The organism is Nocardiopsis metallicus, assembly GCF_014201115.1.
GTDB classification, from domain to species: domain Bacteria; phylum Actinomycetota; class Actinomycetes; order Streptosporangiales; family Streptosporangiaceae; genus Nocardiopsis; species Nocardiopsis metallicus.
Window position 1 is genome coordinate 2,485,649 of the sequence record NZ_JACHDO010000001.1, and the last position, 19,897, is coordinate 2,505,545.

The following is a 19,897-nucleotide window of genomic DNA, read 5'->3' on the forward strand; positions in this document are numbered from 1 at the left end:
GTCGGACCAAGACGGCACAGCGCCCGGAAAGCACCCGGATCCGAACACGAAAACCCCTGCGGGCGAAGGGATCCCGTGCTTGCCCGGGGCCTCCGGGAGGGTGGATACTTCCGCTGATTCCAGGATGCGACGCCGAGCCGGAAGGCCCCCATGACGGACACCACCCCCTCCGCCCCGCTGGACACGAGCGTCCCCCACTCCGCACGGGTGTGGAACTACTGGCTCGGCGGCAAGGACCACTACCCGGTCGACCGCGAGCTGGGCGAACAGATCGAGCAGGCCTTCCCCGAGATCGCCGACATCGCCCGCGCCGACCGCCAGTTCATCATCCGGTCGGTCACCCATCTGGCCGAGGTGGAGGGCATCAGGCAGTTCCTGGACATCGGCACCGGGCTGCCCACCGCCAACAACACCCACGAGGTCGCCCAGGCCGCCGCCCCGGACGCCAAGGTGGTCTACGTCGACAACGACCCGATGGTGCTCACCCACGCCCGCGCCCTGCTGACCAGCACGCCCGAAGGCAGTACCCACTACATCGACGCCGACCTCCTCAACCCCGAACCCCTGCTGGCCCAGGCCCGCGAACACCTGGACTTCACCCAGCCGATCGCGCTGACCTTCATGGGCACGCTCGTGCACTACCCGGTCGACGAGAACATCTACGCCCTGGTGCGGACCTACATGGAAGCCCTGCCCTCCGGCAGCTTCCTGGCCCTGAACGACAGCACCGACACCAGTCAGCAGATCATCGACGCGGCCGTGGCCTGGAACGAGAACGCGGCGCTGCCCATCCACCTGCGCAGCCCGAAGCAGGTCGAGGCCTACTTCGAGGGACTGGAGCTGCTGGAGCCCGGTGTGGTCTCCCTCCCGTTCTGGCGCCCGGAGTCCTCCGAGGTCGGCGACGTCCGCGAGGCCGCCCAGTACGGCGGTGTGGCGCGCAAGCCCTGACCTGGACGGACGTCGGTTCTTCCCGGTTCGGGGCCAAGAGTGACCGGCCGGTAGGATGGCCAGTCGGCTCCACAGGGGCTCACCAAGCCTGCGGGCCCAACAGCTTTCGACCGGGGAGAACCACCGTGAGCAGGAAGAGCCGCAGACGCGGCGACGCGCGGACGGCGACAGCCGAATGGGCCGGCCCCGGCCCCTCGGACACCCCCGTGGAGGTGGTCACCGGCGCCGTCGACGCCCTGGTGCGCGGGCAGGAGGGCGGCGGCGTGGACCTGGCCGCGGCCCGGCTGGCCGACGTGGAGGACCCCGCCTGGGCCGGGGCGGCGGGGCGTGCGCTCTTCGACACCCTGCTGTTCTCGGTGGCCGACGCGTGGGCGCGCGGCTGGCAGCCCGTGGAGACGGTCCGGCACGTGACCCGTGAGTCAGGTCCGCTGGCCGCGGCCGTGTGCGCGGACGCCGTCACAGCCGACCTGGAGCGTCACTCCGCGGCCTCGGTGGACCCGCGTTGGACCGAGCAGGTGCGCTCGCTGGGCGTGAGCGGCCCGGCCGCGGCCGAGGCACACCTGGCCCGGCTGAGCGGCGAGCACGGACTGCTGAGGTTCGAGGCGGTCGAGGTGATACTCCGGCTGCTGGCACTGCTGCGCGTACTGCCGCCGATGCGACGGCTGGGTCCGCCCCCCGGCACCTTCCGCCCGGGCGGACGCGGCGCCGCGCCGGTGGACCGGGGGCGCCTGCAACGCGTGCGCGCGCTGCTGGCCAAGGCCGAGTCCACCGAGTTCCCGCAGGAGGCCGAGGCGCTGACCGCCCGCGCCCAGGAGATGATGGCGCGGCACAGCATCGACCTCGCCCTGCTGGAGCAGGACCCCGAGGAGCCCGAGGCAGCCGCGGCCCGCCGGCTCCCGGTGGACTCCCCCTACGACGAGCACCGGGCGGTACTGCTCAACGAGGTCGCCGAGGCCAACCACTGCCGGGCCGTGTGGCACCGGGAGCTGGGCCTGAGCACCGTGATGGGCTTCCCCGGTGACGTGGAGGCGGTGGATCTGCTGTACACGTCCCTGCTGGTGCAGGCCGAGTCGGCGATGCGGGTGAGCGGTTCGAAGCGGGACCGGGCCGGGCGCGGGGCGCGCAAGGACTTCCGGTCCTCGTTCATGTCCGCGTTCGCGGTGCGGGTCGGTGAGCGGCTCGCCGAGTCGGCGCGCGCCGCCGAGGAAGCGGTCACCGCCGAGACCGGCACGGACCTGGTGCCGGTGTTCGCCGCCCGGGAGAAGGCGGTGGAGGCCGCCGTGGACGAGGCCTTCGGCGCCCTGACCACGTCCCGGGTGCGCGGCCCCTCCAGTTCCGAGGGCTGGCACGAGGGCCGCGCGGCGGCCGACGCCGCCTCGCTGGGCACCACACGCGCCAGGCTGGCCTGAGGCCCGGCGCCCCGGGTTCGGGAAAACCAGTGGCCACGGCGTGCGCGGGCTGTGTAGAACCGACGCATGCTTCGCAAGTACCCCCGCACCCGGCACATCCGAGGGTCGCGGCTGCAACCAGGTGACCACGACCTGCCGGCCGCGCCGTTCGAGCGGCTGGCCGGTAGGCACCTGGTCGTGGCGGAGAAGCTGGACGGCGCCAACGCCGGGATCAGTTTCGGCCCTGGTGGGGAGCTGCGGCTCCAGAGCCGGGGGCACTACCTGACCGGCGGTCCCCGGGAGCGGCAGTTCGCGCCGTTCAAGGCCTGGGCCGCGGCGGTCGCGCCGATCCTGTGGCCGCGGCTGGGTGAGCGGTACGTGCTCTACGGCGAGTGGCTGTACGCCAGGCACACGGTGTTCTACGACGCGCTGCCGCACTACTTCTGCGAGTTCGACGTCCTGGACACCCGGGAGGGCGTGTTCCTGTCCACCGCGCGCAGGCGGGAGCTACTGGCCGGGACACCCGTGGTGTCGGTGCCCGTGCTGCACGAGGGTCCGCTGACCTCGATCAAGGAACTCACCCGGCTGGTGGGGGCCTCCACCTGTCGCACCCCCGGGTGGCGGCGGGCGCTGGCCGAGGCCGCGCGGGCGGGCGGGGCCGACCCCGGGCGCGCCCTGGCCGAGACGGACGGCTCCGACCTCATGGAAGGGCTGTACGTGAAGGTCGAGGAGGGCGACCACACGGTCGACCGCTACAAGTGGGTGCGGCCGGAGTTCACCACCGCCGTCCTGGACGCGGGCGCCCACTGGTTGGACCGGCCCCTGATCGCCAACGCCCTGGCCGACCCGGAGGTGCTGTATGCGGGTGTTCGATGAGCTGTGCCCGGCGCCACCGTACTGGGACCTGGACTGGGACCGGGCGCGGGAGGCCTTCGCGTGGGTGCGCAACCTGGCCGGGGTCGAGCAGGACCCGGTGCACCACGCCGAGGGAGACGTGGAGGTGCACACCCGGATGGCGTGCGAGGCGCTGGCAGGGCTGCCGCAGTGGCGGGCCCGGCCCGCCGGGGAGCGGGTCCGGCTCTTCGCCGCGGTGCTCCTGCACGACGTGGCCAAGCCCCTGTGCACCCGGCGCGACGAGGAGGGACGGGTGACCGCGCACGGGCACTCCCGCCGGGGCGACCTGCTGGCCCGCCGGATCCTGTGGGAGGCCGGGGCACCGGTCGAGTGGCGCGAGCACGTGGCGGCGCTGGTCCGCCACCACCAGGTCCCCTTCTGGGCGCTGGAGCGCCCCGACCTGCGCCGGATCGCGTTCCGCGCGAGCCTGCTGGCCCGCAACGACGACCTGGTGCTGCTGGCCACCGCCGACATCCTGGGCCGGGAGTGCGGGGACACCGCCGAGGTCCTGGACAGCATCGGTCTGTACGCCGAGTACTGCGCCGAGCAGCGCTGCCTGGACCGCCCCCGCGACTTCCCCTCCGACCACGCGCGGTTCTGGTTCTTCCGCAGGCCCGACCGCGACCCGGACTACGCGGCGCACGACGACACCCGGCTGACCGTGACGGTGATGTCGGGGCTGCCCGGGGCGGGCAAGGACCACTGGATCCGGACGCACCGGCCGGACCTGCCGGTGGTGAGCCTGGACGTGCTGCGCGCCGAGCTGGGTGTGAAGCCGACCGCCGACCAGCGCCCGGTGGCCGTCGCCGCGACCGAGCGCGCCCGCGAGCACCTGCGTGCGGGCCGACCGTTCGTGTGGAACGCCACCCACGTCTCGCGTGACCTTCGCTCGCGTGCGGTGTCCCTGGCCGCCGACTACCGGGCCCGGGTGGAGATCGTGGCCCTGGAGGCCCCGCCCCGGGTGCTCCGTGAACGGATGCGCCGCAGGTCGGCGCCGGTACCGGCCGCGGCGGTGGAGCGGCTGGTGCGGCGCTGGGAGTGCCCCGACCCCACCGAGGCACACCACCTGGCCCGGACCGTGACCGGCTAGGGGCCCGCCACTTCTCGGTTCGGAACAGTGTCGGGCGCGGTCCCGGCCATCAACCAGCGGGTCACGCCGACCTCCAGCAGGGACCGGCGAGGGTCCGCGCCGTAGGGCGTGCGCGGATCCCAGTCGTACCGGTCGTGGAAGGCGGCGAGCACGTCGCCGGGGAAGCGCTCGTGCACGGTCACCAGCCCCTGGGCGACGACGGGCGCGTCGCCGTCCTCCAACGCCAGGGACACCCGGGGGTCCCGGAGGGCGTTGCGGACCTTGACCGAGGCGGTGCAGACCCCGATCCACCAGCGTTCGCGCAGGTAGACGAACCACACCGGGACCACGTGGGGCGATCCGTCGGCGCGCAGGGTGCACAGCCAGACGTTGCGGTCCTCGGCCAGGCGCCGGCGCAGGTGTTCGGGTGCGGGCAGGAAGGTGGGAACGCTGTCGGGCTCGGGCACGGCTCTCCTCGGGTCGGGTCGGCTCCTGTGATGATGCGACCTCAACCTCGGTTGAGGTCAACCGGGCGGCTCCGGAGGGGGCGGTCAGTCGTCTTCAGCATCGGGCCCGACCGCGGTCCGCTCGGCGGGAACACTCGCCGCCAGGGCCCGAAGACCCGTCATGAGCTTGCGGTGCACCGGCTCGACGCTCCGTCCCGTCCGCGCCTGGACGTGGTGGAACACCTGGTCCACCGCGTCGCGCAGGTCGTCGACCCGGTCCTGGCGGTCGGGGGGCAGGACGTCGCGCATACGTTCCACCGCGATCACCGCCTCATAGAGGTGGGTACGGGCCTGGCGCACCTGCTCGGGCAGATCGTTGCCGCCCTGCTTGGGCGGCCCGTGGGCACGGATCTGGGCGATGTAGCGCATGCTGAGGTCGAGCCGCAGCACACTGCCGCGCACCGCTTCGAGACGGTCGCGCACCTCTCGGGCCCGGGTCCGGTCCCGCTCGTACTCGCGCCGTTCCCGTTCCCGCGCCAGGGTGTGCTCGGCCCGCCAGCGCTCGACCTTCGCGTTCCGGTAGGCGGTCAGCGCCGTCGCCCCCAACGTACTGGCCGCGGTGATCAGACCGGTGATCAGTGCCACCAGGACGGTGGTGTCCAAACTCGGGTACTCCCTCCTCGGCTACTGCCTTCAGCCCCTGCCTCAGAACCTCCCCTGACCGGCCGCCCCGCGCTGTTCGGCACGGATCTCCCCCCGGGTGCGCCGCGCCTCGCTGATCCCGCCGCCACCCGCCATGGCCCCCTCCAGCACGTCCAAAGCCGACTGCGCCTGCCCCGCCAGCCAGAGCACCTGACCGATCCCGGTGCGCAGGCTGGGGTCGGCGTGCACCCGTTCCTCCGCCGCGCCCAGCCGGGCCAGACCCGCCGAACGATCCCCCGACAGCAGACGGTTGCGCGCTTCGGCGACCAGCAGCCGGGAGACCGCGGCCCCGTCACCGACCGACTCCCGCTCCCGTGCGGCGTCCGCGTAGTGCCCGGCCGCGGCCGCGTGGTCGCCCCGCTCGAAGGCGAGGTCGCCCAGGAGCGCGGTGAGCAGCGCGCGCGTCCTCGGCCCCGGAACGGGTTCGGCGCGCAGCGCCCGCCGCGCGTGTTCGGCGGCCAGTTCCGCCTGTCCCCGGGTGTGGGCGGCGCGGGCGATGTCGAGCCGGTCCCGCTCGGCCCATGGGGACAACCCCCGCGCGTAGGGCGTCAGGGGCAGCGCCATCAGGGGTCGGGCCAGCCGCGGGTGACGCAACAGATAGGCGGATCCGTCCCGGTTGGGGGTGACCAGGTGGCGGTCCTCCAGAGCGTGCACGACACCGGGGGTGAGCGCGCTGCCGGTGTCCTCACAGGCCGGGCGGCCCACGCCCCTCTCCCCCGCGGCCACCACCCTGCGCAGCCAGGCGTGCGGAACGTCGGGCGGTACGAGGTGCTCGGCGGCCACCTCCTCCAGGACCGCGGCCAGGCGTTCGGTGAGGACGTGGTCGATCTCGGTGCCGGAGTCCGGAACCAGGGTGGTGCCGGACCCGGCCGCTCCCTCCCACAGGGCCAGCCCCAGGAACTGGAGCAGGGACGGGTCGACCGTGTCCGAGCGGGCGGGGTGGCGCCCGCGCGGGTCGCGGACCGTGCGGGCCTCCTCGACCAGGCGCCCGGGCTCAGTGGGAGCCAGACGCGAACCGACCAGGGCCAGGCAGCGGGCGACCGCGTCGGCGGCGGTGCCGGGGCCGAAGGGGACCAGTCCGACCTCGGCGTGCTCGACCTCGCGTTTGTCCACCAGGCGGCGGAGTTCGTCGAGGTGTTCGGTGCGCACGGTCAACAGCAGGCGCAGCTCGGTTCGGTGCTCCAGGGCGGTGAAGAGCTCGTCCAGGAAGTCCTTGCGCGGCTGCTCGGGTGCGGTCGAGCGGCGCAGGAGGAGTTCGGTCTGGTCCAGGGCGGCGAAGACCGGGCGGGGCAGGCCCTGCCGGTCGGTGCTCTCGTGGGTGCGCAGGAAGTCGGTGATCGACGTCCCCGGGGTGCGGGTGGGGAAATCCGACGGGCTCCACAGCGCCAGCAGAGCTCGGGTGTAGGGGTTCTGGCCGGGCAGGACCGCGGCGGGGAAGGCCGGGTCGAAGCAGAGCTCGCCCGGGGGCAGGACGATGCTGCCGCGATCGGTGAGGGCGGGGAAGGCCCCCGCGTTGACCAGGGAGGTCTTGCCTACCCCGTTGTCGCCGTGGAGCACGGTGAGCCGGCACCGGGACCAGGAACGCACGAGTTCCTCGGTTTCCGCCCTACGGCCGAGAAAGAAATCCCGGTCCTGGGCGAGGAAAGGCCGCGCCCCGACGAAAGGTCCGGGCGCGCGCCCGACGGCGGCTCGTATCATGAAGCGGCTCCCGGCCAGCGAGAATGGGGACTGTCCTGGCTCGAAACAGCGCTGTCCATGGTGCCATGAAACAGGGCCCCTTTCGAGACCCGGCGACATTTCTGTGTCCTTCTCGCTGCACCTCCCGCGCGCCCGCGCGACCGCTCGACGGCACCTCACCCGCGCCCACCAGCCCCGTCGTAGCGGCGGGATCGAACTTCCCACGTCAGCTTCCCCCGTGTTCAGGCCTTTTGCCCGACCCTCCACAATCGGTCGGGCAAGGGCCGTGGGGCCGCCTTTTCACGGATGCGCTTTTCGGTTTGACGTACGAAGTTTCCACCACGCACCTGTCCCTCTCCAACATCTTCGCCTACGCTGATTAGTCACACGACCACCCAGAGCGACATCCGCTGATACAACACAACACCAGGGACTTTACGGCCGCCGATTACCAGAATTTCTGATGGGGCCTATGTGAAACCGGAGGACATCGCGTGACGGTTACCAAAGGGAACCTTCCCGGTCAGGGCGAGAACCGATTCCCGGAGGGGGCCGAACCGGCCGCGGGCAGGTACCCGGAGGTGTGGGGCAGGGTCCCCCCGCGCCACAAGAACTTCACCGGACGCGACGAACAGATCCGCGCACTGCACGCGGGCCTGCTCAACCAGGTCACCGCTGTGGTGCCGCAAGCCCAGGCCGACCCGGTCGTACCCCACACGCTCCAGGGCTACGGAGGCGTCGGCAAGACCCTGATGGCCGTGGAGTACGCACACCGCTACCGCGGCGAGTACGACCTGGTCTGGTGGATCCTCGCCGACCAGCCGGGGCTGGTGCACTCCGCCCTGGCCCATCTGGCGCCGCACCTGGGCCTGCCCGGCCCGGCGGTGACCGGGGTCGAGGACGCCGCCAACGGGGTGCTGGAGGCCCTGCGCAAGGGCGAACCGTACTCGCGCTGGCTGCTCGTCTTCGACAACGCCGACGAACCCGAGGAACTCACCGACGTCATCCCACAGGGGCCCGGGCACGTACTGATCACCACCCGCAACCACCGGTGGGCGGGAGTGGCCGAGACGATCCCGGTCAACGTGTTCAGCGAGCGGGAGAGCGTGGAGTTCCTCAGCAAGCGCATCCCCCGGGGCATCACCGCCGAGGAGGCCGTCGAGTTGTCCGAGGCCCTGGGACACCTGCCCCTGGCCCTGGAGCAGGCCGGCGCCCTCCAGGCCGAGACGGGCATGTCCACCCAGGAGTACCTGCGCCTGCTGGCCGAGCGCACCGGTCTGCTGCTGCGCGAGGGCAAACCGCCGGAGTACCCCAAACCGATGACCGCGGCCTGGCAGCTGTCCGTGGAGAAGCTCAACGAGAACCTGCCCGAGGCGATGGAACTGCTGCGCTGCTGCGCCTTCTTCGGCCCGGAGCCGATCCCCCGCGATCTGTTCTTCCCGGTGGAGAACGGCCGCGTGCGCCCGGAGATGGCAGAACTCCTCGCCGACCCGATCCGGCTCAGCAAGGCCATCGGCCAGCTGGGCCGCTACGCCCTGATCCGGCTCGACGGGGCCAACCGCACCCTTCAGGTGCACCGGCTGGTCCAGGCACTGCTGCGCGAGGAGCTGGATGAGCGGACCCGGCAGGAGATCCGGCTCGAGGTGTGGTCGTTGCTCAGCGCGGCGGCCCCGGCGAACTTCACCGACGCCCCCGCCCAGACGCGCTACTTCGAACTGCTCTCCCACATGCGTCCGGCCAGGGTGGCCGAGTCCGACCTGCCCGAGGTGCGGCGCTTCGCGCTCGACATGCTGAGGTTCCTGTACGTGTCGGGCAACTACGAGACCGCCAGCCGCCACGCCCGCGACCTCATCGAGCAGTGGTCCGCGGTCTCGGGCACCGACGACCCGTTCGTACTGGAGGCCCAGGCCCAGTACGCGAACCGGCTCCGCGACCTGGGGCGCTACGTCGAGGCCCACGACCTCAACCGGGCCATCCTGCCCCGGATGCGGCGCACGCTGGGCCACGCGCACCCGGAGACGCTGTCGGTACTCTCCGGGCTGGGCGCCGACTACCGGGCCCGCGGTGACTTCTGGCAGGCGCGCGAGCACGACGAGGAGGTGCTGCGCCAGCACCAGGAGGTCTTCGGTCCGAGCCACTCCGCCACCCTGCTCGCCATGAACAACCTGGCCCTGGGCTACGCGCTCACCAGTGACTTCGCCGAGGCCCGGAGCAGGCACGAGCGCGCCTACATGATGTTCAAACGCAGCGCCCCCACCGGCGGATCGCCCACCCTGCTGTGGTTCTGGACCGGCCTGGCCCAGGCCGTCCGGCTGATCGGGGACTACACCGAGGCCTGCGACCTGGGCGAGGACGCTCTCGCCTACGGCCGCGGGCAGTTGGGGATGGAGGACCCCCGAACACTGCGCGCCCAGGTGGACCTGGCGATCGCCCGACGGCTGTCCGGACAGTTGGACGAGGCGCTCGAACTCGGCCAGGACGCCCACGCGCGCTGCCTGAGCCTGCACGGCATCAACCACCCGAGCACCCTGGCCGCGGCGATGTGCCTGGCCAACCTGTGGCGGATGACCGGTGAGCTGGCCGGTGCCCTGGAACTGGCCGAGGACACCGACATGCGCTACACCCAGGCCTACGGGCCCGACCACCCCTACAAGCACGGCTGCACGAGCAACGTGGCCCTGTTGTACCGGTTGACCGGCGACCCCGAGCGTTCCCGTGCGATGAACGAGTCGGCGCTGACCGCGCTGGAGGCCCGGCTCGGCCGCAACCACCACTACACGCTGGCGGCCGCCACCAACCTGGTCGGCGATCTGGCCGCCCTCGGCGAGGGCAAGAACGCCACCCGGCTGGGCCGCGGCACCCTGCGCCGCTACCGCTCCCTGCTGGGCGAGGAGCACCCGAGCACCCTGGCCTGCGCCGCCAACCTGGTCCTGGACCTGCGCGGCGAGCAGGAGACGGAGGAGGCCGAGGAACTGGCCGAGCGCACCTTCGACGGCTACCTGCGCACGCTGGGCCGGGAGCACCCGTTCGCCGGAGCCATGGCCCAGGGCCGCAGGCTGGTCGCCGACTTCGACCCGCCCCTGCTCTGAACCGGCTGCGAGCGTACCGCGAGGAACAGAATCACCGTCCTTCATCACCGGTCTCGACCGGCGGGCGTGAAGTCCGCGCGAATTCCCGCGTTTACCGAACCCTGCACTCCTCTTGGACATCCACAAACCGCACTCTCGGGTATTGAAGCCCCGCGCGACGGCGCGGAAGGGCTGACCCGAAGACCCGCTCCCCCAGGGGGCGGGGCGTGTCGGCCAGCACCGGGAATCCTTCCCGTTCCACGGGACCCAAACGGCACATCCGTCGAGGAAGTGACCGTTTCGGCTGGCGGAACGGCGATGTGCCCTGCCCCGAGAGAGGTAGCAGGACCTTGTTTCGACGTACACCGCTCACGATTCCGTCACTTCCTTTCCGCATCCTCACCCCGCGGCACCGCGCGCTCAGCAGTCCCGGGGAAAAGCGGCGCCACTCCTGCCCTGGCCGTAGGGCCGCGAACCAGCACCGCCGTCCTCCTGGACCCACCCTGGCCGCGATCGCCGCACTGACCCTGGCGGCCACCTCCTGCAACGTTCCCGAGCCCGAGCACACCGCCGTGGGCGCCACCCCCGGAGAGGGGGCCGAAGGGGAAGAACCGCTGCCCCGGACCCTGAGCGTCCTGGGCGCGGGCGACATCCTCGTGCACAGCTCGGTCTGGGAACAGGCCAAACGTGACGGAGGCGGGGAGTTCGACTTCGCGCCGATGTTCGAGGGGATCTCCCCGGTCCTGACCGGCACCGACCTGGCCCTGTGCCATCTGGAGGTCCCGCTCGCCCCGGCTGAGGGTCCCTTTACCGGCTATCCGGTGTTCAGCGCCCCGCCCCAGGTGGCGGACGGGATCGCCGCGGCCGGGTACGACGGCTGTTCCACCGCCTCCAACCACACCCTGGACATGGGCGAGGGCGGTGTCGTGCGCACCCTGGAGGGCCTGGAGGCAGCCGGCCTCGGAGCCGCGGGCAGCGCCCGCACCGAGGATGAGGCCCTCCTCCCGCAGGTCTACGAGGTGGCACCGGCCGACGGCGGGGAACCGGTACCGGTAGCGCACCTGTCCTACACCTACGGTTTCAACGGCTTCCTTCCGCCCGAGGGCAAGGAATGGATGGGCAACCTCATCGACGAAACAGCGATCCTCGATGAAGCGGCGCGCGCCCGCGAGGCCGGGGCCGAGATCGTGGTGCTGTCGATGCACTGGGGCACCGAGTACTCGCACGAGACCGACGAATACCAGCGGGATTTGTCCGACCTGGTCACCTCCGACGACATCGATCTGATCCTGGGCACCCATGCGCATGTGGTGCAGCCCATGGAGCGGATCGGGGACGACTGGGTGGTCTACGGGATGGGCAACCAGATCGCCGGGCAGAAGACCCCGCCCATCGACTCCCGCCGCGAGGGGGTCATGGCCCGGATCCAGTTCACCGAGACGGCCCCGGGCGAGTGGGAGAGCGGCCCGCTGGAGGCCATTCCGACCTGGGTCGAGCTCGACCCCGGACTGCACCTGGTCAACCTGGCCGACGCACTGGCCGACGTGTCCCTGCCCGAGAGCGACCGCGAGGTCTACCAGGCCGCCCACGACCGCATCATGGACTACGTCGACGGCCTCGGCGTGAGCGAGGACCCGGACTTCGGCCCCATCGGGTGACAACGCCCCGGCACGGCCTCCGGACCATGGGCCAGACGATGACGGATTTCGACGTTTTCCCATGCGGGAGCGCCCGACAGGGTTAGCCTGAACTGGATTCGGCCGCCCGCTCCCGTTCGGTGACCACCATGACTGAGCGTCTCCTGCCCGCCATTTCCGCCTGTGTCGACTGGGCCGGGGAGGCCGAGCCTCCGCCGGTGTTGGAGGTGGACGACCTGGCCCTCCTGCTCGGTGTCCACCACGATTGCGGGGCGCACGACCCAGGCGACTGGACCGTGGACGACGTGCACGAGGTCGCCGCCCTGCTGCGCGAGCGGGGCGAACTGCCGGATAGTCTCCGGGGGACCTGGCTGGCCTGGTGCGACCACCTGGTCCTCTCCGGCAGGTTGCAGTCCGCGGAGAGCCCTCGTCGGCTGCGCGCCGCCGTCGAGCGGGTCGATCTGAGCCCCGACGGCCCGGTGCGGTCCGAGTCCGATCCCCTGACCGCGGCCGCCGGCCCTCTCCTGGACCGCCTGGGTTACCAGGAAGGACAGGAACCCGTCCCGCTGCCCGCCTACGTTCCCGCGCCCGTGACCGAACTCGACGCGCGGGCCGGGGCCTGCCCGACCCTGCACCGGGCCGCCCGGCTGGCCGCCTGGGTGGAACCGAACCGGCTCCTGTGTCCGGAGACCGACCACGAAGCCCTGTGCGAGGAGGACGTCCGCCAGGCCGCCGAGGCCCTGGACGCCGCCCCCGATGAGGTGGGTTTCCTGTTCGCCGTGGCCCGGTCGGCGGGACTGGTGCGCACGACCTATCAGCACGCGATGCCGGGCCCCGCCGCATACGCCTGGGCGGGTGAGCTGCCCGGGGCCGCGGCCGACGCCTGGGCGGACGCGCTGGCCGCCATGGCCGCACTGCCCGGACCCGTCCCGTTCCTGGTGCTGGCCGAACTGTTCCTGTCCGGCCAGGCGCGGACGCCCGAGGAGCTGGTCAGCGCCTGCGGCCCCGGCGCGGTCGCGGAGCCGGAGGCCTCCGAGGAAGAGGTGCGGCGGGCACTGGAGGTACTGGTCTGCCTCGACGCGGTGCAGGAGATCGATCAGGGGAGCTACCGGACCTCCGGGCTCGGTGACCACTACGTCGCCCGCCACCTGCGTGCGGCGGGTGTGGAGGTGCCGGTGGCCCAGCCGGTGCCCTGGCTGCCCGACTGACGACAAGGAACCAGTCCAGCGGCGGAACTGTCGGGGCCGAGGCGGACGCGGTGTCCACCTCGGCCCCGGAATGTCCGACCCCCGTGCCAGTCTCGGCGGTATGGAGACCAGCGCACTCGTCGATGCCTGGCGTCGACTGCTCATCAATCCGCACGCCACCTGGGTGCTGTTCGAGCACGGCACCTGCGTGGTCCTGACCGAGCCCGGGGAGGACCTGCACGCCCAGGCCCTCGAGCTCCTGCGTGAGTACGGCCCGGTCCGGGCTGGCACCCCGGCCGGGGACTTCGGTGTCATCCACCCTGACACCGCGGAGGGGTGGGTGGTGACCGGGCACCACCCCGACATCCTCACCTACGTGCCGCCCGGCGCGGTGGCGGAGGAGTCCGACTTCGGGATCGGGGCGCAGGGGCGCTCCCAGCGGCACCGGGACGGCACGGAGCTCAGGGTCGTTTACGCGCAGGACGGCCGGACCGTCTCCGCCGAGGAGGCCTGAGCCGGCGTAGCCCTCCCCCGCGTGGTCAGACCTGGTCGAGGAAGCCGCCGTCCACGACCAGGTTCTGGCCGGTGACGAAGGTGGCGGCCGGGCTGGCGAGGAAGGCCACCGAGCGGGCGACCTCCTCCGGGCGGCCCAGGCGGCCGTAGGGGATGCGTTCGCGGATGCTCTCGTAGAACTCCGGTTCGCTGTCCCTGCGCCGCTCCCAGCCGCCGCCGGGGAACTCGACGGGGCCGGGAGAGACGGTGTTGACCCGCACGCCGTCGGGCGCCCACTCGCGGGCCAGTGAGGACGCGTGGTGGTTCAGCGCCGCCTTGACCGCGCCGTAGGAGCGGGCCCCCGCGGGGCGGGTCACGTGCAGGGCCGAGGTGGTGGAGACCAGCACCACCGACCCTCCGCGGTCGGAGCCGAACAAATGGGGCTTGGCCGCCTCGGCCAGGCGCACGAACGGCATGAGGTCGGCGTTGAAGCCGCGCTCCCACTGGTCGGGGGTGGGCGCGCTGCCGCCGGAGACGTTGGAGACGAGCACGTCCAGGCCGCCCAGCGCCGTGGCCGCGTCGTCGACGAAGGACGGCAGCGCGGTGTGGTCGGTGACGTCCAGGTCCCGGGTGAAGACCTTGGCGCCGGTCTCGGAGAGCTCGCGGGCCGCCCGGGCCAGGGGTTCGGGGGTGCGTGCGCAGATCGCGAGGTCGGCGCCCTCCTCGGCGAACACCTGGGCGATGGCGCGGCCGATCCCCCTGGTCGCCCCGGTCACCACGACCTTGGCCCCCGACAGTCCCAGATCCATTGCGTCCACCTTCCGAGCTCTCGCGTGCGGCCGGTACCCGCGCGGGTACCGGCGGGCAGATCGTACCGGTGCCCGGGACTCGGCGCTGTTTGAGACACAGCGGCGCCCCGGACCCGCCTGTGGGCGGCGTCCCGGCGGGGACGCCGCCCACAGGCGGGCCGGCCTTGCCCGGGTCAGGCTCCGGTGGAGTGGAACCCGCCGTCGACGTGCACGATCTCGCCGGTGGTGGCCGGGAACCAGTCCGACAGCAGGGCCACGACCGCCTTGGCGGCGGGCTCGGGGTCGGTGACGTCCCAGCCCAGCGGGGCGCGCTCGGGCCAGTGCTTGGCCAGTTCCTCGAAACCGGGGATGCTGCGGGCGGCCATCGTGCTGAGCGGGCCCGCCGAGACCAGGTTCACCCGCACGTTCTTGTCCCCCACGTAACGGGCCAGGTAGCGGGCGGTGGAGGTCAGCGCGGACTTGGCCACGCCCATCCAGTCGTAGATGGGGTAGGAGACGCTGTTGTCGAAGTCCATGGCGACCACCGAGCCGCCGTTGCCCATGAGCGGCAGCAGGGAGGTGGTGAGCGACTTCAGCGAGAAGGTGGAGGTGTGCATCGCCTGGGCGACGTCGCTCCACTCGGTGTTGAGGAAGTTGCCGCCCAGGGCGTCCTGCGGGGTGAAGCCGATGGAGTGGACGATGCCGTCGAGTCCGTCCACGTGCTCGCCGACCCGCTCGGCCAGGCTGGCGAGGTGCTCGTCGTCGGTGACGTCCAGCTCCAGGACTGGGGGCGTCTCGGGCAGGCGCTTGGCGATGCGCTGCACCAGACCCATGCGGCCGTAGCCGGTGAGCACGACCGTGGCGCCCTGCTCCTGAGCGAGGCGGGCGACGTGGAAGGCGATGGAGGAGTCGGTGAGCACACCGGTGACGAGGATGCGCTTACCTTCGAGGATTCCCATGTTCGGGTGGTCCGTCCTGTCTGTGGCTGGGGCGGGTGGGGTGAATGCTCCGGCCGGCTCAGTGGCCCATGCCCAGGCCACCGTCGACCGGGATGACGGCGCCGGTGACGTAACCGCCGCCGGGGCCGGCGAGGAAGCTGACGGTCTTGGCGATGTCGTCGGTGGAGCCGAGACGGCCCAGCGGGACGTTCTTCTTGATCTCCGCCTGGCGGTCCTCGGGCAGGGCGGCGGTCATGTCGGTCTCGATGAAACCGGGGGCGACGACGTTCACGGTGATGTTGCGCGAACCCAGCTCGCGGGCCAGGGAGCGGCCGAAGCCGACCAGCCCGGCCTTGGAGGCGGCGTAGTTGGCCTGGCCGCCGGAGCCGAGCAGGCCCACGACCGAGGAGATCAGCACGATGCGGCCGAAGCGTTTGCGCATCATGCCGCGCACGGCGCGCTTGGCCACCCGGAAGGAACCGGTGAGGTTGGTGTCCAGGACTGAGGAGAAGTCGTCCTCGCTCATCAGGGCGAGGAGCTGGTCCTTGGTGACACCGGCGTTGGCGACGAGCACCTCGACCGGGCCCTGGGCCTCCTCGACCTCCTTGAAGGCGGCGTCGACCTGGGCGGTGTCGGTGATGTCGCAGCGCACGCCGAGCAGCCCCTCCGGGGGCTCGCCGGACCGGTAGGTGACCGCCACGTCGTCCCCACCGGCCGCGAGCTCACGGGCGATGGCCAGACCGATCCCTCGGTTGCCACCGGTGACCAGTACCGAGCGCGACATAGGGGCTCCTCTTCTCTGCGGCTGCTCGACAGCCGCGACGTGTTCGGGTTTCAGGGGTACGCAGTTTCAGGGGGCTCGAGGGGTGCGTGTTCTGGGTGCGGATCGCCTTGCAGGTTACCGAGCTACCCGCCAGTAGACGCAACCGAGGTGCGCGACGGGGCCGATCGGGGCGCTCCAGGAGATCACACGCGGCCGACAGGGCCCGGTGGGGCGGGGATCCAGCGCGGAGGCGGAGGCGGAGTGAACCCGGTCACCCGGGCTGGTCAGCGGCCCCGGCGGCCCCGGCCGGACCGTTCTGGGCGCCGCCGTTGAGGGGCAGGCCCACGACCAGCCACAGCAGCCCCAGCGCGGGCGGCACCACCCAGCCGGGCCACTGCCCGCCCATGAGCGTGAGCGCCCCCACCAGGGCCAGCACGCCCAGAGCGGCGCGCAGTCCGGAGTAGGGTTCGGCCGCCGCGAGCAGGAGGGCCTTGAGGCTGGCCGCGCTGTCGTGCGCCCGCCAGTCGAAGGCCCCGGTGAAGACGATCCCGTGGGCGCCCAGCGCGACGAAACCGGCGGCCAGGGCGAGGGCGTACCCGATGAAGAGGGTCGGCGACCCGGTCTCGGCCGCGGCCGTGCCCGCCGCCGTCCCGATCACGAATAGGGCCAGCGCGGCGGCTGCGTGGCTCACCCGCTCGGTCCACTCCGACGGTGGTCGCATGGTGCACGTCCTTCTGACGACCCTGCCCGCGGGCCATGGGGATGACGTGCCCCGAGACTATCCAGCGGGCCCTGTCAGCGGTAGGGCCCGGTCGAGCAGCGAACCCGTCAGGCCCAGCCCGCGTCGTGGGCGAGGATCGCGGCCTGTACCCGGTTGGACATCTCCAGCTTGGCCAGAATGCGGCTGACGTGGGCCTTCACCGTGGTCTCCCGCATGCTCAGGGCCCGTCCCACCTCGGCGTTGGACTTGCCCTCGGCCACCGCCACCAGCACGTGGCGTTCGCGCTCGCTGAGCACCGACAGCCGGCGCAGCGCCTCGGTGCGCCCCGCCGCGGAATCGGTGGGGGCGGGCGAGGCGAAGCGTTCGAGCATGCGCTTGGCGACGCTGGGCGCGAGCATGGCGTGCCCCTCGTGCACGGTGCGCACGGCGTTGATCAGCTCGCGCGGCGGGGTGTCCTTGAGCAGGAAGCCGACCGCTCCGGCGCGCAGCGCGCCGTGCACGTACTCGTCCAGGTCGAAGGTGGTGAGCAGGACCACCCTGGGCGGGTCGGGCAGTTCGCTCAGCCGGGCGGCCGCGGCCAGTCCGTCGGTGCCGGGCATGCGGATGTCCAGCAGCACGACGTCCGGGGTGAGCTCCTCGGCCAGACGCACGGCCTGCTCCCCGTCACTGCCCTCACCGACCACCTCGATGCCGGGGTCGGCCTCCAGGATCATCCGCAGCCCGGACCTGACCAGGAGTTCGTCATCGACCAGGAGTGTGCGGATCACCTTCGGCGCCCTCTTCTTCCTCAACCTCGGTGGTGTGCGGTTCGGGCGTGGGAGCCTCCTCCGGGCCCTCCTCCCCCACCGGCAAGATAGCGCGCATCCGCCACCCGCCGTCCGGACACGCCCCGGCGCTGAGCTCGCCCCCGGCCAGCACGACGCGCTCGCGCAGCCCGGTGAGGCCGTACCCGCTGCGCGGCGGGGCGTGCACCGGTCCGGTGACGGGGTCGTTCACCACCTCGACCTCCAGGCGGTCCTCACCGTAATGCAGCCACACCTGGACAGCGGCGCCGGTGGCGTGTTTGGCGGCGTTGGTCAGGCCCTCCTGCACGATCCGGAAGGCGGTGCGCTGGACCGCGGTCGGCAGCGGTCCGACCGTACCGGTCTCCTCACGGTCGACCCGCATCCCGGCCCCGCGCCACTCGTTGATCAGGCGTTCCAGGTCGTCCAGGACGGGTTGGGGCGCGGTGGGCGCGGTGTCCGTGCCGTCGTCGCGCAGGACCCCCAGGATGCCGCGCAGCTCCGCCAGCGCCTCGCGGCCGGTGGTGCGGATCAGCCCGGCGGCCTCGACCGTGCGCGGTTCGGTGGCCGACACCTCCAGGCCGCCCGCGTGCAGGACCATGAGGCTGACCCGGTGGGCGACCACGTCGTGCATCTCACGGGCGATACGGGTGCGTTCGGCGCCGATGGCCTGCTCGGCCATCATGTGCTGTTCGCGCTCCAGGCGTTCGGCCCGCTCCTTGAGGCGGTCGATGAGCTGGCGGCGGGTGCCGATCCACAGGCCGGCGATGACTGGTAGGACCAGGTAGAACACGGACAGCACCACGAAGGCGACCGGGGTCTGGTGGTAGATGATCCCGGTGGTCAGGAGGCCGAGCACGAACCAGCTGACGAGGGGTTTGCGCTCGCTGAAGTGGGCCGGATAGGAATACAGGCCCACCATGAGCGGGATCGGGTTGGCGTACAGGGCCATCATGAGCGCCCCGGTCACCATGAGCCACTTGGGTTCGCTGCGGCGCCAGAGCATCGCCGCCGAGCCCAGGACCCCCGGAACCACGAAGAGCAGGAAGACCAGCGGCAGGGCCACCAGGGCGTTCGAGAACAGACCCATCACCGCTGCGATCGGCCCGGTCAGCAGGCCCGAGGCGGCGCCGGTCCCAGCCACCATCATCAGGCCGCTGAACGGCAGGGTGAAGACGGCGTAGCACCAGTCGGCCACACGCAGACGCCGGTCCCACCACCAGTGCCAGTTGTGGCTCAGCAAGACGCCGAAGTCCCGCAAACGATCCCGCACCCACATCTTCATCCGCCAGAGTCTACGGCGGCGCTCCCAACAGAGGGCATCGGTGCTCCCGCCCCTGAGCACCGGTGGTCCGATCGTCGACCCTCCGACATCTCCGCAGTTCACAGGGGTTCCTGGCACTCACCAGCGCACCGGGGGTCGACACCACCCCCTACGAAAGTCGGTGGTGCACCCGCACGAAGGAGTCGCGAACCACCACCGCGTCATGCCTTTGGCCGATACCGGGTTCAGCCCGGAGGCCGAGGCGCCGGGGGCGGGGGCGGACCTAGCGTGGAGAACACGCCGAGAAGACCGGGGCTCCTGCGCCCCGCCGGCACCACCACTTCCCGACTTCTGGAGTTCTCCCGTGACCGAGTCCGTATTCAAGCCCGCCGCCCCGGTCCAAGCCCCGCCGGTGGTGGTGGCGAGAGGACTCACCAAGACCTACGACACCGGCGGCAGCCAGGTGCACGCCCTGGCCGGCGTGGACGTGGAGTTCCACCGGGGCGCGTTCACCGCCATCATGGGCCCCTCCGGGTCGGGCAAGTCGACCCTCATGCACTGCCTGGCCGGGCTGGACGTACCCACCTCCGGCACCGTCCACCTCGGTCGCACCCAGATCACCGGGATGCGCGACGGCGAACTCACCCTGCTGCGCCGCGACCGCATCGGATTCATCTTCCAGTCCTTCAACCTGCTGCCGATGCTCACCGCCGAGCAGAACATCCTGCTCCCCTCGCAGATCGCCAAGCGCAAGGTCGACCAGGCCCGCTTCGACCACATCGTCGACGTCGTGGGGCTGCGCGACCGGCTCGACCACCTGCCCGCCAAGCTCTCCGGCGGTCAGCAGCAGCGCGTGGCGGTCGCCCGCGCCCTGCTCAACGCACCCGAGGTCGTCTACGCCGACGAGCCCACCGGCAACCTGGACTCCCGTTCGGGCGCCGAGGTGCTGGCCTTCCTCCGCGACTCGGCCAAGGACCTGAACCAGACCATCGTCATGGTCACCCACGACCCGGTCGCCGCCTCCTACGCCGACCGGGTGGTGTTCCTGCGTGACGGCCAACTGGTGGACGAGGTGCTCAAACCGACCGCCGAGACCGTCTCCGAGCACCTGCTGAAGCTGGAGGCCTGAGCCC

At 71.9% G+C, this 19,897-nt stretch carries 18 protein-coding genes; 9 read left to right on the forward strand and 9 right to left on the reverse strand.

Features of this window, described 5'->3' with window-relative positions; translation table 11 throughout:
• Nucleotides 1-150: 150 nt before the first annotated feature.
• From HNR07_RS10610 to HNR07_RS10625, 4 genes are all read left to right on the forward strand, one after another.
• A complete protein-coding gene (locus HNR07_RS10610) occupies nt 151-948 on the forward strand; it encodes an SAM-dependent methyltransferase (RefSeq protein WP_184364661.1) in 798 nt (265 codons plus the stop codon).
• Nucleotides 949-1,073: 125 nt separating this feature from the next.
• Nucleotides 1,074-2,357, forward strand: a complete 1,284-nt coding sequence (locus HNR07_RS10615) for a DUF2786 domain-containing protein (RefSeq protein ID WP_254417169.1) — start codon at nt 1,074-1,076, stop codon at nt 2,355-2,357.
• Nucleotides 2,358-2,423: 66 nt separating this feature from the next.
• The gene (locus tag HNR07_RS10620; protein ID WP_184364662.1) at nt 2,424-3,212 is read left to right on the forward strand and encodes an RNA ligase family protein; all 789 of its coding nucleotides are present in this window, start codon (nt 2,424-2,426) and stop codon (nt 3,210-3,212) included.
• Nucleotides 3,196-4,320 carry an AAA family ATPase gene (locus HNR07_RS10625; protein ID WP_184364664.1) on the forward strand — a complete coding sequence of 375 codons (1,125 nt, stop codon included), beginning with the start codon at nt 3,196-3,198 and terminating at the stop codon, nt 4,318-4,320. The genes HNR07_RS10620 and HNR07_RS10625 overlap by 17 nt, the downstream gene beginning before the upstream one ends.
• Here HNR07_RS10625 and HNR07_RS10630 read toward each other — a convergent pair.
• The 3 genes from HNR07_RS10630 to HNR07_RS10640 form a co-directional block, all read right to left on the reverse strand.
• Nucleotides 4,317-4,766 carry a pyridoxamine 5'-phosphate oxidase family protein gene (locus HNR07_RS10630; RefSeq protein WP_184364666.1) on the reverse strand — a complete coding sequence of 150 codons (450 nt, stop codon included), beginning with the start codon at nt 4,764-4,766 and terminating at the stop codon, nt 4,317-4,319. The genes HNR07_RS10625 and HNR07_RS10630 overlap by 4 nt on opposite strands.
• Nucleotides 4,767-4,850: 84 nt before the next feature.
• On the reverse strand, nt 4,851-5,408 hold the full coding sequence (locus HNR07_RS10635; RefSeq protein WP_184364668.1) for a hypothetical protein: 558 nt from the start codon (nt 5,406-5,408) through the stop codon (nt 4,851-4,853).
• A 42-nt stretch (nt 5,409-5,450) separates the two neighbouring features.
• Nucleotides 5,451-7,145 carry an nSTAND1 domain-containing NTPase gene (locus HNR07_RS10640; RefSeq protein ID WP_184364670.1) on the reverse strand — a complete coding sequence of 565 codons (1,695 nt, stop codon included), beginning with the start codon at nt 7,143-7,145 and terminating at the stop codon, nt 5,451-5,453.
• A 473-nt stretch (nt 7,146-7,618) separates the two neighbouring features.
• On the opposite strand from HNR07_RS10640, the gene fxsT reads away from it, so the two are divergent.
• The 4 genes from fxsT to HNR07_RS10660 all read left to right on the forward strand — a co-directional run bounded on the left by fxsT (nt 7,619) and on the right by HNR07_RS10660 (nt 13,530).
• Nucleotides 7,619-10,213, forward strand: a complete 2,595-nt coding sequence (gene fxsT, locus HNR07_RS10645) for an FxSxx-COOH system tetratricopeptide repeat protein (protein WP_184364673.1) — start codon at nt 7,619-7,621, stop codon at nt 10,211-10,213.
• Nucleotides 10,214-10,542: 329 nt separating this feature from the next.
• Nucleotides 10,543-11,850 (forward strand): CapA family protein, encoded by a 1,308-nt coding sequence (locus HNR07_RS10650; protein WP_246420238.1) that lies wholly within the window; start codon nt 10,543-10,545, stop codon nt 11,848-11,850.
• Between the two features lie 128 nt (nt 11,851-11,978).
• Entirely contained in the window at nt 11,979-13,037 is a 1,059-nt protein-coding gene (locus HNR07_RS10655) for a hypothetical protein (RefSeq protein ID WP_184364675.1), read from the forward strand.
• 100 nt (nt 13,038-13,137) lie between these two features.
• On the forward strand, nt 13,138-13,530 hold the full coding sequence (locus HNR07_RS10660; protein ID WP_246420240.1) for a hypothetical protein: 393 nt from the start codon (nt 13,138-13,140) through the stop codon (nt 13,528-13,530).
• 25 nt (nt 13,531-13,555) lie between these two features.
• Here HNR07_RS10660 and HNR07_RS10665 read toward each other — a convergent pair whose 3' ends face one another.
• The 6 genes from HNR07_RS10665 to HNR07_RS10690 all read right to left on the reverse strand — a co-directional run bounded on the left by HNR07_RS10665 (nt 13,556) and on the right by HNR07_RS10690 (nt 18,785).
• Nucleotides 13,556-14,317 carry an SDR family NAD(P)-dependent oxidoreductase gene (locus tag HNR07_RS10665; RefSeq protein WP_184364678.1) on the reverse strand — a complete coding sequence of 254 codons (762 nt, stop codon included), beginning with the start codon at nt 14,315-14,317 and terminating at the stop codon, nt 13,556-13,558.
• A 173-nt stretch (nt 14,318-14,490) separates the two neighbouring features.
• Nucleotides 14,491-15,255 (reverse strand): enoyl-ACP reductase FabI, encoded by a 765-nt coding sequence (gene fabI / locus HNR07_RS10670; RefSeq protein ID WP_017581126.1) that lies wholly within the window; start codon nt 15,253-15,255, stop codon nt 14,491-14,493.
• A 58-nt stretch (nt 15,256-15,313) separates the two neighbouring features.
• Nucleotides 15,314-16,018, reverse strand: coding sequence for a beta-ketoacyl-ACP reductase (fabG, locus tag HNR07_RS10675; protein WP_184364680.1), 705 nt, complete (start codon nt 16,016-16,018; stop codon nt 15,314-15,316).
• A gap of 250 nt (nt 16,019-16,268) precedes the next feature.
• Nucleotides 16,269-16,718 carry a hypothetical protein gene (locus tag HNR07_RS10680; protein ID WP_184364682.1) on the reverse strand — a complete coding sequence of 150 codons (450 nt, stop codon included), beginning with the start codon at nt 16,716-16,718 and terminating at the stop codon, nt 16,269-16,271.
• Between the two features lie 107 nt (nt 16,719-16,825).
• On the reverse strand, nt 16,826-17,485 hold the full coding sequence (locus HNR07_RS10685; RefSeq protein ID WP_184364684.1) for a response regulator: 660 nt from the start codon (nt 17,483-17,485) through the stop codon (nt 16,826-16,828).
• Nucleotides 17,460-18,785, reverse strand: a complete 1,326-nt coding sequence (locus HNR07_RS10690; RefSeq protein ID WP_184364686.1) for a sensor histidine kinase — start codon at nt 18,783-18,785, stop codon at nt 17,460-17,462. The genes HNR07_RS10685 and HNR07_RS10690 overlap by 26 nt, the downstream gene beginning before the upstream one ends.
• Before the next feature lie 343 nt (nt 18,786-19,128).
• Between HNR07_RS10690 and HNR07_RS10695 the strand changes: the two genes are divergently transcribed.
• Complete coding sequence (locus HNR07_RS10695; RefSeq protein ID WP_184364688.1) at nt 19,129-19,893, forward strand: ABC transporter ATP-binding protein; 765 nt, start codon at nt 19,129-19,131, stop codon at nt 19,891-19,893.
• Nucleotides 19,894-19,897: the final 4 nt, after the last annotated feature.